Source organism: Secundilactobacillus muriivasis, assembly GCF_054785195.1.
Map to the genome: position 1 here is coordinate 44,908 of NZ_BAABMI010000013.1, position 13,996 is coordinate 58,903.

Genomic DNA, 13,996 nt, shown 5'->3' on the forward strand with positions numbered 1-13,996 from the left:
AACCTTAGATAAGATCTGAAAGGGGTTTTTAAATATGGCACACTATTTAGCAAATCGAGACTTTAACGAATTGGATCCAATGAGCTTCTTTAATGATTTTGGCAACATTGGCAAGCGCTTCTTCTCTGATGACACGATGAAGACGGACATCAAAGAAACTGACGCAGATTACCAAGTATCGGCTGAATTGCCAGGATTTAAGAAGGACGGCATCCACTTGGACTACCGTGACAACACCCTCCGGATCAACGCGGTTCACAACTTGGATCGTGAAGATAAGGATGCTGACGGTCGAGTTCTTCGCCAAGAACGCAGCTCAAGCAACATCACCCGCAGCTTCTACTTGCCAGGGGTTGACCAAGATAGCATCAAGGCAACTTACGATGGCGGTATCTTGAAGTTGACGTTACCTAAGATGACTGAAGACAAACAAGATAGTCACCACATTAGCATTGACTAATCGTGATTTTCTAAATTGATTGCAAACTGAAAAATCGTTACTCGCCGATTGGTGGGTAACGATTTTTTTGTTTACGCTTGTGTCCAGCGTAAGGGTTGGGTGGATTTTGTGCGAAGGCTGTTTGTCGTCGCTTCGCTCGCCAAAGCCGCATTGAAAAATGCTCGTTCAGGCTACAAAATTCGGCGCCACTTAAACTGTCATTTCCAGGGTTCCTGAAGTTACAGAAACTTTTCAACCACGCGCTTTCTGGCCACCACGCCGAATGGTGCTGCGCGAGACTGAGAGCTGCATGCAAGGCGACATCGGTAAACCCGCCAGGCCCGGGCGCCTTCACCGATGTCGCCTTGCACACCGCTCTCAACCCGTCTCGCTCCGCACACTTACGCTGAACGCAAACGCCAACAAAAAACCGTTCAAGCCAACAACGCTTGAACGGTCAACATCCTATTTACCTAAAACACTACTCTCACTTTGTGGCCCATGAAACATCTTATACTGCTTACCAAGTTCGTAAACCAGTTCAGGATCGTTCCCGGTCCGCTCATTGCGGTTCAGCAGATCAATCATGCCGCATTCGTCTTCGCTAAGGTCGAAGTCGAGTTGGTGGTTTTCAACGATTCGGCTTGCCGTCTTGGACTTGGGAATCACGGCCAGGCCGTTTTGCAGGTGCCACTTCAAGATCAGTTGCGCCACGGAAACGTCGTGGTGGTCGGCCATCTTTTTGAGCATTTCGTTATCCAACGTAATCCCGCGACCAAGAGGACTCCAAGCCTGCGTGAGGATGTCGTTTTCCTTATCAAACTTAACCAATGGCCGTTGGTTGAGGAATGGGTGACATTCAACTTGGTTAACCACTGGCATTTCGGTTGCCTTGGTTTTCAGTAGCTCCAGTTGAGAGACGCTGTAGTTCGACACCCCGATGGATTTCACTTTACCGTCAGCCTTTAGTTTTTCCATTGCCCGCCAAGTATCGAAGAAGAACTTGCGAACCGGCCAGTGAACGAGTAGCAAGTCCAAGTAGTTCGTCTTGAGCCGTTGCAGGGTGTCATCGACACTTTCGATGGTGTGGTCATAACCCTGACTAATTTCAGCGACCTTGGACGTGATAAAAATCTGGTTCCGCGGAATTTGCAGGTTAACCAGACTTTGACCTAATAAATCTTCGTTCCGGTAGAGTTGCGCCGTATCAAACAGGCGATAACCAGCGTCAAATGCGGTCTTGATGCTGGTGTCCATCAGCTCTTGGGTGTTGATCAGGTAAGTGCCGAAACCAACGAGGGGCATCTCGTTACCATCGGCTAATTTAACAGTTTTTGGCGTTTCAGTTGTCATTTAAACAGACCTCCAATTTACATTCTCTTTCATTATATCAAAAGCGCTTACAATTCCTTGGAATTTGTTTAATTTCTATGTTAAATCCCGGTTTAGTACCAGTGTTTTCTGTACAATAGAGTCAAAGGACTCAATGTGGGAGGCGGTATGGTGGCACAGACGAATACGCAGGTCGGCCTCACGGCGGCAGAAGTTCAAGCCCGAATCCAGGCCGGCCAACAAAACGAACCGGCGCCTGCGCTAACGCGTTCGGTGAAGCAAATTTTTCGGGATAATTTACTCACGTGGTTTAACCTGATCAACCTCATTTTGGGTGGGTTAGTGTTCATTACGGGGAGTTATAAAAACCTGCTGTTTCTGGGCGTCGCAATTGTGAGCACCGGAATCGGCATTTTTCAAGAAATTCGGTCAAAACGCCAAGTTGATAAAATGAGCCTCTTATCTGAAGCGACTTACCGGGTGAAACGGGATGGTCAGGTGACAACGATGCATCAGGATGGAATCGTCCAAGACGACTTGTTGCTGGTGAGTCGGGGCGATCAGCTACCGGTTGATGCGGTGATTTTAGAAACTGCGGGGATCGAAGTTGATGAATCTCAGATAACTGGTGAGGCGACCGCCATCGCTAAGGCCAACGGTGATGCGCTGGTTTCAGGGAGTTTTCTGGTGAGCGGCCAGGCGGTGGTTCAGGTGACCGCGGTTGGTCATAAAAGCTTTATCAGTCAGCTTTCCAGTGAGGCCTCGACCGCAACGGCAACGAACAGTAGTCAGCTGTTAAAGACGATCAATCGGATTATTAAGGTACTGACGATCGTGATCCTACCACTAGGGGCCATTCTGATGATCTCGCGGTTAATGGGGCACAGCAATCTGAACCAAGCGATTCTGGGGACCGTTGCTGCGATGGTTGGAATGATTCCGGAAGGGCTGGTGTTACTGACCTCGGTTTCGCTGGCGGTGTCGGCGATGAATTTGGCACGAAAACGGGTGCTTGTGCGGGAGTTGCCTTCAATTGAAGGGCTTGCGCGGGTGGATGTGCTGTGCTTGGACAAAACCGGGACGATTACCAGCGGCCAGCTTAAACTGACGCAGATCGTGCCGTTAAATGGCACGTCAATTGAACAGCTTCGACCGCTATTAGGTGGTTTGGTGCGGGTCATTGGTGACGATAACGAAACGGCCCAAGCGTTGAAAAATGCGTTGCCGGATCCGGGGTGGACGGCCACCCGGGTGATGCCGTTCTCCAGTGCCCGCAAGTGGAGCGGCGCAGTGTTGCCACAGGGTAACTTTGTGATGGGCGCACCAGAATTCATGCTGAAGCGGGTGCCAGCTGATGTCGCCAAACAAATGACGACCTATGCGCAGTCGGGTTACCGGGTGTTAGGCATTGCGCAAACCACGCAACTTGAAGCGGATGATCTCGGCGAAGTGACATTGATGGGACTCGTTTTAATTGAGGACGAACTGCGGCCGAATGCGCAGACGACCTTTCAGTATTTTAAAAACCAAGACGTGGCGTTGAAGGTGATCTCGGGTGATAACCCCGTCACCGTTGCCAATATCGCGCAACGGGCGGGCATTGATGGGAGCGACCGGTTAGTCGATATGAGCCAGTTGGCGGCACCAATTGATTACGATGAACTGGTTGCCACGTACACGGTGTTTGGGCGCGTGACGCCAACGCAGAAGAAGCAGTTAGTGATTGCTTGGCAACGAGCGGGGCATACGGTTGCGATGACTGGTGATGGCGTAAATGATATTCTTGCGCTTCGACAAGCCGACTGTGGCATCGCCATGGCAGGTGGTAGTGAGGCGGCGAAGAGTATCGCTGACTTCGTGTTGGTCAACGCTAACTTTGATGCGATGCTGAGTGTGCTCAATGAAGGGCGCCGAGTGATCAACAACATTGAGCGGGTGGCTTCACTGTATTTGATCAAAACCATGTACTCGGTGGTGTTGAGTTTGATTTTTATCTTCATGGCCAGTGGCTATCCGTTCCAGCCAATCCAATTAACACCGATCTCAACGTTAACGGTGGGGATTCCATCGTTCTTTCTAGCGTTGGAGCCAAACTATCAGCGCATCACTGGCCAGTTTATGAAACAGGTCATGGTGATCGCATTGCCAGCGGCGATTTGCGTTGTGACTTATATCATGCTCATCTTCGGCGTGGGCGGCGGTGAATTGGGCCTGAGTTATGCGCAAACGTCGACTTTAAGCGTGCTGCTTACCGGAGCGGTCTGCTTCGTCGCGTTATTGATGGTCGCGCGGCCGTTGAACCGACTCAAAATTGGGTTAGTGGTGGCGATGGCGGTGTGCTTCGCCGTTGCCGTCCTTTTCATGGGCAAGTTGTTCTCACTAGTTTCATTATTTGACTGGCAACTGGCGCTGTACTACCTACCGCTGTTGGTGACGGTCTATCCGTTCTTCTACCTGGTCCAGGAGCTGTTAGGCAAGCGAGTATTTGCGAAAATCAAGTGGCGTTAGTGGAAAAATACAGAAAAAAGTCACATCTAGTGTTCATGACTAGTTATTAGCGTTATACTGTAATTAAAATAGTTACTAAAACCTAAAAGGAGCGTGGCATGATGGCTGAGTTTGATCAATACAACCGTTGGGAAACCCAAATGAAACAGGTTCGGTTACCGCACTGGCAGGAGTTACCGAAGTTTGATTTATATATGGACCAAGTGGTGGCGTTCGTGAACGATGCAATCGGCTCACTGGGCATTGACCCGATGACGCCAGCCATGATCAATAACTACGTTAAGCACCAGGTGATTATTGCGCCCGTGAAGAAGAAGTACCAGACGATGCAGTTGGCAGATCTGATTTTGATTGGGCTGCTGAAACCGTTGTTCTCAACGGATACGATTCGTCACGGCATCAACCAGGTAACGGCGGGAGACTTCCCCAAGCAGGCGTACGATAACTTCATTGATGTCCTTAATGAAGCGTTGTTACATCTTGGGGAACCGAAGTCGATCACCCCAGCAAAGACGTTGAATGAAAAGTTGATGCAGGTGGCGGTGGATACGATCATTAACCGAATCCAGTCGGAACAGTTATTGAAGATGATCGAAAAACCCGTTCGGAAGCTAAAATAGGGTTCAGTGGTCTAGCAAAAATACAGCTTATGAAAAAAGTTTTGAAATTAACGATAATTTCAAAACTTTTTTATTTTGGCCATCATTCCCGGTGTGACGCGGTTTATTCCAATAATCCGCGTGATTTAAACGATTTTTATGAAAACGGTATCATTTATAGTGATTTGATTCACAAAGTATAGAATTAAGCGTTTTCATTACTGATTTAATCAAGAAAACAGTTGTATACATTGTTGGATTAACGTTTTTAACCAGTCCAATTTTAATGAAAAATCGATGTAAATTGGTTATTTACATTTCAAAAATGTGTGATATGATTATTCATGTGAAAGAGATAACAAAGAACTTTTCATGACGGAGGCCTGAAAATGTTAAAAGAAACCAACTCAAAACCAACGACTAAAACTACTAAAAAGCCCGCAACTATCGCGGAAACGATTGATCAACTTGTTGAAAACGCGCATGACGCACTCTGTGCCATGGACGACTTCACCCAAGAAAAAGTCGACAACATTGTGCACCAAATGGCAATGGCCGGTTTGGATCACCACATGGAACTTGCCAAGTTAGCCTATGAAGAAACTGGCCGTGGGGTCATCGAAGACAAAGCCATCAAGAACATGTTTGCCACTGAAGAAATCTGGAACAGCATTAAGAACGACAAAACGGTCGGTATCATCAACGACGATCACGAACGTCAATTGATCACCGTTGCTGAACCACTGGGGATCATCGCCGGGGTTACCCCCGTAACGAACCCAACGTCAACCACGTTGTTCAAGTCATTGATCGCAGTGAAGACGCGAAACCCAATCATCTTCGCCTTCCATCCACAAGCCCAAAAGTCATCTGCAGCAGCTGCTAAAGTTGTTCGCGACGCTGCCATCGCAGCCGGTGCACCTGAAGGGGTGATCCAATGGATCGAAACGCCTAGCTTGGAAGCCACCCAAACCTTGATGAACCACGAACGGGTTGCCTCAGTTCTCGCAACTGGTGGTCCTGGCATGGTGAAGGCCGCTTACTCAACCGGGAAACCAGCCTTGGGCGTTGGTCCTGGTAACGGTCCAGCTTACATTGAAAAGACCGCTAACATCAAGCGGGCAGTGAACGATATCGTCTTATCAAAGACCTTTGATAACGGGATGGTTTGTGCTTCTGAAAACAGTGCTGTTATTGACGCCGATATCTACGATGACGTAAAGAAGGAAATGAAAGCTCGGAAAGTCTTCTTCATTAAGAAGGCGGACCACAAAGCTTTGGCCGATGCCATGTTTGATCAAAAACGTGGCGGCGTTAAGGGCCCAATTCCTGGGATGTCAGCCGTTGCCATCGCTAAGTTAGCTGGCATTGAAGTCCCAGAAGACACCAAGGTTTTAGCTGCCGAAATCAAAGAAGTCGGCCCTAAAGACTGGTTGTCAGCTGAAAAGCTTTGTCCAGTAATTTCAATCTACAAGGCAGCCGACCACACTGAAGGATTTGCACTCTGTGACCAACTCTTACACTTCGGTGGCCTTGGGCACACGGCGTCAATTCACACCTTGGATGACGATTTGGCAACTCAATTTGGAATTCAAATGAAGGCCAGTCGGGTCCTCGTTAACACGCCATCTGCTATCGGCGGGATTGGGAACATGTACAACGAAATGGTGCCATCATTGACACTTGGGACTGGGTCATGGGGCAAGAACTCCGTTTCCCACAACGTCTCATCATTCGACCTATTAAACATCAAAACAATCGCAAAGCGGCGGAATAATATGCAATGGATCAAACTTCCTCGAGTATACTTTGAAAAGACGTCAGTTCGTTACTTAGGCTCAATGCCTGGCATCAAGAAGGTCTTCATCGTTGCCGATGCAGTCATGATTGAATTGGGCTACGTTGATAAGGTCTTAGGCGAATTGAAGCGTCGCCCAGACGGCATCGAATACCAATTGTTCTCAATTACTGAAACCGACCCAACCACTGATACGGTTGAGAAGGGGACGCAACAAATGAACAATTTCCAACCTGACACGATCATCGCGTTAGGTGGCGGCTCACCAATGGACGCTGCCAAGGGTATGTGGCTCTTCTACGAGCACCCAGACGCAAGTTTCTTCGGTGCTAAGCAGAAGTTCTTGGATATCCGGAAGCGGACTTACAAGTTGGAAAAGCCAAACAAAGCGCAATTTGTTGCCATTCCAACAACCTCTGGGACTGGTTCAGAAGTAACGCCATTCGCCGTTATCACTGACGCCAAGACCCACGTTAAATACCCACTGGCTGACTACGCCTTGACACCAGACGTTGCCATCGTGGATTCACAATTCATCGAAACCTTACCAAAGCGGACGATCTCATACGCTGGGTTGGATGTCTTGACCCACGCCATTGAATCATACGTGTCAAACATGGCCTCAGACTACACCCGGCCATGGTCACTACAAGCCATCAAGTTGGTATTTGACAACCTGACCGCTTCTTACAATGGCGATTTGCAAGCTCGTGCTGAAATGCACAATGCGGCTACCATCGCCGGGATGGCCTTCGCCAACGCCTTCTTGGGTGTTAACCACTCGATCGCCCACAAACTGGGTGGCGAATTCGGCTTACCTCACGGCCTCGCAATTGCCATCACCTTACCACACGTGATTCGTTACAACTTCAAGGAACCACGGAAGCTGACCATGTGGCCTAAGTACGAATACTTCCGCGCCGACGAAGACTACGCTCAAATCGCGCGTTACATTGGCCTGCAAGGCAAGACCAACGAAGAACTCAAGGAAGCTTTGGTTCAAAAAGTGATCGAACTTGCGCACTCCGTTGATGTCACGCTTAGTTTGAAGGCCAACGGCGTTGATAAGAAACACCTCGAAGACACCGTTGATAAGCTTGCCGAACTGGCTTACGAAGATCAATGCACGACTGCTAACCCTAAGGAACCTTTGATCGGGGAATTGCGTCAGATTATGCTTGATGAGTATGACGGCAAGGGTGTTGAAGATTAGTTAACTTGAATTGCTGAAGCTCTGGAGATTATTCTCTGGGGCTTTTTTTGTTGTCGCTTGTGTCCAGCGTAAACATTCTTCTGTTTGATTTGTGAAGTGCGGTGATTTGCGTGCACTGGCGATTCCGGTAAGCGGCTAGGTTCCTGCTGTGGGGCCGGCCTGAGCCAAAGGGCGGTCTCAGTCCTCGAATTCAAGCCTCGCCAAAACCCGTGCGAGTCTTGAATTCGTCCCCGATAATTGGTGGTTGTTGGAAAAAACACCAACAATCACCAATTATCGCGACACAGCATCCACCTAGCCGCTTACCGAAATCTTACATTGGCGCAATTCGGTACTATTGTAGACCATCTCAAGCGCTTAACTGGACGTCATGCTACACAAGTATGACAGCGGTTGATGTTAACTCGGTAAACAGCACAATCGGTCAGCAGTCGTCATTTCCGTGATAAACAAGTCTAGCCTGAACATTGACTCAACCCGCTTGAATGTACTGCTGACCCGATGTCGTTACGGTGCCATTCAACACTTGCTGAGATGTTTGCGATTGTCAGCGTACGATAGTTTGGCCCTCCATGATAAATTTTCGGGAGTGCGGTACCGATGCCGAAAACCCGCAAATAAGAGGTCGGTCAGAAAATTGGGCTCAGCCGTGAAATTTCACTTAGCTGGTGAACTTCCAGCTTAGTGAAAGGCCGAATTCTGAGACGTGTTTTTCCGGCTCAGAATCGTGCCCACGGCGTTCCAGCCCAAATTTTCTGACCGACCGGTTGTGCACACAATATCACTCATGATTAACGCGCCAAAGAAGCCAAATTTCACAAATTTCGCACACTTACGGTGGACACAAACGACAGCAAATACGCATAATTTCTCCAAAGAATCAGCAACTACTCAAAATTTAATTTTTAAATTATTTGAAGAAAGAACCGCTGGCAAGGTAGATGAATATCACGCGTTCGTTTATAAAAATAATTTCGACTCTGGTGAATAGTTGAGCAACCCAAAACGCAATGCTGAAGCGGGATGACTCAGCATTTTAGAAAGCGCTTACTTGAATGGACTTTGGAATTTACCACCTACGCTTTAGGTAAACGTTAACCTAAATTTACCATATCTCTCCTGATATTGTTTATAACAGTGTTCTCATCAACGAATAAAGATTATTGACAAACATTTGGTAAACGTTTACCATAATTTTCGAAAGCGATATCACTTTTAACAAACGTAGCGAACCAACATAAATTTAAGCGGACTGGCGCACCAGCTCAGTCGCTATGGGAGATGGCAATCATGACGTTAATTTTAAATACTTGGGTTTTTGAAGCTGATGTGAAGCAGGGGGTTAAGCAGGCTGATTTAGTCGATCGGGTTGCGCGACTTGGTGCTGATGGAATTGAAGTGCGTCGGGAATACTTTACGGATCTAGCCACTGAATTACCGGCCGTTGCGGAACGGGCGAAGGCGCACGGATTAATCGTAAACTACAGCGTGCCGGATGAAGTGTTCGTTGAAGGCGGTCAGGTGAACCCGAAGTTAGGCCAGTACTTTGCGGAAGGGCAAACGATGGGCATCAGTAAGATCAAGTTCAACACGGGTGACTTTGCCCACTTCACTGGCGACCTTGCCACGGCGTTTAGCGACTTACCGCTGGATGCGATTGAAATGAACGTGGAAAACGATCAAACGGCCGTTTCTGGAACGGTATCGGCAATCAAGACGTTCTTGGATGCTGCACATGAAGCTGGCTTAACGAGCTTAGGGTACGTTTACGACCTTGGTAACTGGGCCTTTACGCACGGTGATGCGATTGCGAGCGCTAAAGCGTTGGCGCCTTACACCCACTACATTCACTTGAAGAACACAGCTGAAACGGCTGGCCAACTTGAAACTACTGATGATCTGGCAACCGGCATTTACGACTGGCAAACGATCATCGCAAACTTACCAACCAACGTCCAGTACGCCTTGGAATACCCAATGGCATCGGACGACCAAATTACCGCTCAAATTGCGTTATTTCGAAAAGGAGTAGGTGCATAACTCATGTTATCAACGATTAGCGCCATTCTACTGTTAATTTCATTCGCTGGCTTTATCTGGTACGTCGTTAAGGGCGGCAACCTGATGATTGGGTTCTTCGTGATGGCGATCCTCTGGTCGATCTTGGGCATGGTGCCCGCCGACCAGGTGATTCAAAAGGTATTCGCTGAACCAGCCTTGAACTACGGACCAACCATTATCTACATCGTGTTTGGGTCCTGGTTCGGCCGGGTATTGGTGGAAAGCGGCATTGCCCCCGCTATTTCGGAGGAAACCAACAAGGTCGGTAAGAAGAAACCGCTGATTGCCGGCATTCTGGTCATTCTTGTAACCGCCTTGATTTTCGTTAGTGCTTACGGCGTGGGTTCCGTGATTGCGATTGGCGTTATCCTGTTGCCAATCTTGCTCTCGGTTGGGGTACCGCGGGATTTAGCCTTATCCGTGTTCTCACTGTCAATCGGGGCGCCGATGTACTTGAACGTCGTGCTCTATAACCAAATCAAGGCGTTCTTCCCTCACGCCCAGTATGGTGGCAAATACCTGATCTTCGGCGCGGCCGCCATGGTCGTTCAACTGATTGCGGTTGTGATCCTGTTGCTCCTCAACCGGAAGCGGATCGACCCCAGCAAGGCTGATGAAAACTTGAAGATTATCGGGGCTGAAACGGGGCAGGACAGTGAAACCAAGCGGATGCCTAAAATTGCCTTTATTATTCCAGTCGTGCCCGTGCTGATGAACATGTTATTCAAATGGGACGCCATTCCAGCGCTGACGCTGGCCACGTTACTGGCAATCTTCCTCACGGGTAACATGAAAAATTTCAAAGACTTTACGAACTTCTTGAACAGTACGATTCAAAAATCAATTAGTGACATTGCCGGGTTGATCATGTTCTTGATGGCCTTGATCATGTTTAGCGGCGCGGCTTCGATGGATGCCGTTCGGTTCCGGCCACTGTTTGCGGCGATTCTGCCACACAGCCACTTAGTGTTGGCACTGGCGTTTGGGATCTTAGCACCACTAGCGCTTTTCCGGGGACCGTTCCACGTGTGGGGCGCCGGGGCAGCTACGGCGGCGGTGCTATCAGGAACGGGGTTGTTCAACGATGCCTTCTTGCTACCATTGCTGTACGTGCCAACCTTACTGGCTGTTTCAACGGATATCACCCAGTCCTGGAACGTTTGGGGCTTGGACTACATGAAAGTCGAATCAAAGGATTTCTTAAAACTCGGCGTTCCACTGATGTGGATCGTCTCGATCATTAACGAAGCACTGGTTTTCTACTTCTTTGGCTAACCATTACAAAACGAAATGAGGTAACGAACATGAGTGAAGTCATTACAATTGGTGAACCCGTCCCAACCTTTGCGTCAACTGAACCGGATGCGTCCTTAGTCGACGCCTTGGAATTTCATAAAATTCTGGGTGGCGCTGAACTAAACGTTGCGATTGGCGTCCAACGTCTGGGGCATTCCGTCGAATACATTTCTCAAGTGGGTGATGAACCTTTAGGCGAATACGTTATCAAGACGATCAAGGCGCACAAGGTGGGGACAACCTATATCAGCGAAGACCCGGACCACTGGACGGGCCATCAACTGAAACAGCTGGTAACTAAGGGTGATCCGGCGACGTTTAACTACCGGAAGAATTCAGCAGCGAGTCATTTGACCAAGGACGTCATTGAAAAAGTCTCGTTGGACGGTGTTAAAATTGCCCATATGTCAGGCATCTTCCCCGCCATTTCAGACACCGCTGAAGAAACTTTCCGGACGTTGCTGAAACGCTTGGTTGATCAAAATATCCTAATCACCTTTGATCCGAACTTGCGGCCATCACTGTGGTCCAGTCAAGAGAAGATGATTGCAACCATCAACGAACTAGCTGGTTCAGCCGATATCGTGATGCCGGGCGTTAGTGAAGGTGAGATCTTGATGGGCTCAACTGATCCAGAGGCGATTGCCGACTTTTACTTGAAGGGCGCTCGGACGCAGGTGGTGATCGTGAAGGTTGGCCCAGCCGGGGCTTACGTGAAGACGAAGGCCGGTGAAAGCTTTACGGTTGCTGGGTTCAAAGTGGATCACGTTGTTGATACGGTTGGTGCTGGTGATGGTTTTGCGTTAGGCGTTATCACGGCGCTGTTGGAAGATAAACCGTTGAAGTCGGCCATTCGCCGGGGCAATGCGGTTGGCGCATTGCAGGTGCAAACGGCTGGTGATAACGATGGTTACCCAACACCAGCTGAACTGGCGGCATTTTACGAACGAGAAGGAGTATCAGAAGATTGAAATTACAAGTTGCGATTGACCGCGTCCCGTTGGCGTATGCGGTAGAGATGGCTCAGAAGCTGGATCCGTTGGTTGATATTATTGAGTTCGGGACGTCGATTCCGAAAGACTATGGGCTGTTGGGAATTAAGGAAAGTGGCTTGAAACTACAGCACGCGCAGTTACTGGTCGATTTAAAAACGATTGATGAAGGCGTCTACGAGTTTGAAAAGGGCTTTGAAGCTGGCGCCGATATCTTGACGGTGATGGGTGCCTCTTCCCTAGATACGCTGACTAAGGTGGCGCAGGTGACGGCGGATGCTGGTCGGGATATGCTGATCGACTTAATGGAAACGACGCCTGAGAAGAAGGCGGAGATTGCAGGCTTTGACCAAGCGATTTACGGCATCCACCACGCTAAGGATATTGAAGGGGATTTTGATGCGGTTGAAACGACCGCACAGTTCTACCAACAATTCCCTAACGTCAAGCGCATCGCGGTAGCAGGTGGTATCAACCTAGATACGGCTGAGCGGTTAGCCAAACAGGGCATCGCCGAGAGTGTGATCGTCGGTAGTGGCATCATGAAGGCCGTAGATCCAATCGCAGCAGCAAAACAATTTGTGGAGGTTATCAAATAACGATGACAGTAATTGACCAAGTTTTAGGTGAAATCAATGAAGTAATGGGTAAGGTGGACGAAGCGCAATTGAGCCAAGCAGAAGCACTGATCCAAAAGGACAAGCGCATCTTCGTGCTGGGCGCAGGTCGCTCAGGCTTAATGGCGAAGGGCTTCGCAATGCGGTTAATGCACATTGGCTATACGGTATTTGCGATTGGCGAAACCATCACGCCATCTGTCCAAGCAGGCGACGTTTTAGTGGCCGTTTCGGGTTCTGGCAAAACGGCCAGCATCGTGGAATTGGCAGAAAAGGCCAAGGCTAACGGCGTAACGGTCGTTAGTGTGACGAGCAACGCCCAATCCCCATTAGGCCAACTAGGCGACGCAACCATCGTGGTCCCAGGCGCAACGAAGGCGGGCGATGGGGTCAAATCCATTCAATTATTAAGCACGTTGTTTGATCAAAGCGTCCACGTAACGTTGGACATTTTGTGCTTGATGCTTAGCCGGCGGGATCATGTGTCGAATGATAGTGCGGCGGCGGAGCATAGTAATATGGAGTAGAGCGCGGAGCAAGGCGTTTAGAGACTGGAGCATAAGCCCCTCTTGCCAGAAACCCCGGTTTTTGGGGTTTGTGGCAAGAGGGGCTTATGTGCAGGTCTCTGCCTTGCGGAGCGCGTTTCGGCGCGGTTGCCAGAACGGACTAATGCTGACAAAATCCACAATCGAGTCGATAAGCGAAAAACAAAAGCCCCAATGGCGCCGAAAACCATGTAGTAGTAAAGCACGTCGCAAGCCAGCAGTCAGCCAAATAAAAAGGTGATCCCCGGTTTTGGGGCAGCATTGCGGGAGTCGCCTTATACATAGCTCTTTGCTTCTCGGAGCGCGTTTCGGCGTGGCTGCTGCACCCCAACGTAGACAAACTCCAAAATCGAGTCGATAAGCGAAAAACAAAATCCCCAATAGCGCCGAAAACAATGTAGTAGTAAAGCAAGTCGCAAGTCATCAGTCAACAAAGTAAAAAGGTGACTCCCCGGTTTTTGGGCAGTATTACGGGAGTCGCCTTATACATATCAATATCATAATTCAACCTCCCACAATCCCACCAACCCAACAATTATCGCTCAAACGCGCTAATCCCCCTCCCGGCAACCCAACCCACGTGATAAACTAGACCT

At 48.9% G+C, this 13,996-nt stretch carries 10 protein-coding genes; 9 read left to right on the top strand and 1 reads right to left on the bottom strand.

Annotation, left to right across the window (positions count from 1 at the left end; translation table 11 throughout):
• Positions 1-34 precede the first annotated feature (34 nt).
• Complete coding sequence (locus tag ACYVR3_RS03615; RefSeq protein ID WP_054737188.1) at positions 35-460, top strand: Hsp20/alpha crystallin family protein; 426 nt, start codon at positions 35-37, stop codon at positions 458-460.
• 444 nt (positions 461-904) lie between these two features.
• Here ACYVR3_RS03615 and ACYVR3_RS03620 read toward each other — a convergent pair whose 3' ends face one another.
• The gene (locus ACYVR3_RS03620; RefSeq protein WP_054737189.1) at positions 905-1,792 is read right to left on the bottom strand and encodes an aldo/keto reductase; all 888 of its coding nucleotides are present in this window, start codon (positions 1,790-1,792) and stop codon (positions 905-907) included.
• Between the two features lie 150 nt (positions 1,793-1,942).
• On the opposite strand from ACYVR3_RS03620, the gene ACYVR3_RS03625 reads away from it, so the two are divergent.
• From ACYVR3_RS03625 to hxlB, 8 genes are all read left to right on the top strand, one after another.
• A complete protein-coding gene (locus ACYVR3_RS03625; protein ID WP_461243162.1) occupies positions 1,943-4,279 on the top strand; it encodes a cation-translocating P-type ATPase in 2,337 nt (778 codons plus the stop codon).
• A gap of 101 nt (positions 4,280-4,380) precedes the next feature.
• Positions 4,381-4,899 (top strand): DUF1836 domain-containing protein, encoded by a 519-nt coding sequence (locus ACYVR3_RS03630; RefSeq protein ID WP_461243163.1) that lies wholly within the window; start codon positions 4,381-4,383, stop codon positions 4,897-4,899.
• 368 nt (positions 4,900-5,267) lie between these two features.
• Positions 5,268-7,889 carry a bifunctional acetaldehyde-CoA/alcohol dehydrogenase gene (adhE, locus tag ACYVR3_RS03635; protein ID WP_461243164.1) on the top strand — a complete coding sequence of 874 codons (2,622 nt, stop codon included), beginning with the start codon at positions 5,268-5,270 and terminating at the stop codon, positions 7,887-7,889.
• A gap of 1,290 nt (positions 7,890-9,179) precedes the next feature.
• A complete protein-coding gene (locus tag ACYVR3_RS03640) occupies positions 9,180-9,929 on the top strand; it encodes a sugar phosphate isomerase/epimerase family protein (RefSeq protein ID WP_461243165.1) in 750 nt (249 codons plus the stop codon).
• A gap of 3 nt (positions 9,930-9,932) precedes the next feature.
• Positions 9,933-11,225 carry a gluconate:proton symporter gene (locus ACYVR3_RS03645; protein WP_461243166.1) on the top strand — a complete coding sequence of 431 codons (1,293 nt, stop codon included), beginning with the start codon at positions 9,933-9,935 and terminating at the stop codon, positions 11,223-11,225.
• A 29-nt stretch (positions 11,226-11,254) separates the two neighbouring features.
• A complete protein-coding gene (locus ACYVR3_RS03650; RefSeq protein ID WP_461243167.1) occupies positions 11,255-12,217 on the top strand; it encodes a sugar kinase in 963 nt (320 codons plus the stop codon).
• On the top strand, positions 12,214-12,837 hold the full coding sequence (locus tag ACYVR3_RS03655) for an orotidine 5'-phosphate decarboxylase / HUMPS family protein (protein ID WP_461243168.1): 624 nt from the start codon (positions 12,214-12,216) through the stop codon (positions 12,835-12,837). The genes ACYVR3_RS03650 and ACYVR3_RS03655 overlap by 4 nt, the downstream gene beginning before the upstream one ends.
• 2 nt (positions 12,838-12,839) lie before the next feature.
• A complete protein-coding gene (gene hxlB / locus ACYVR3_RS03660) occupies positions 12,840-13,382 on the top strand; it encodes a 6-phospho-3-hexuloisomerase (RefSeq protein ID WP_057152185.1) in 543 nt (180 codons plus the stop codon).
• Positions 13,383-13,996: the final 614 nt, after the last annotated feature.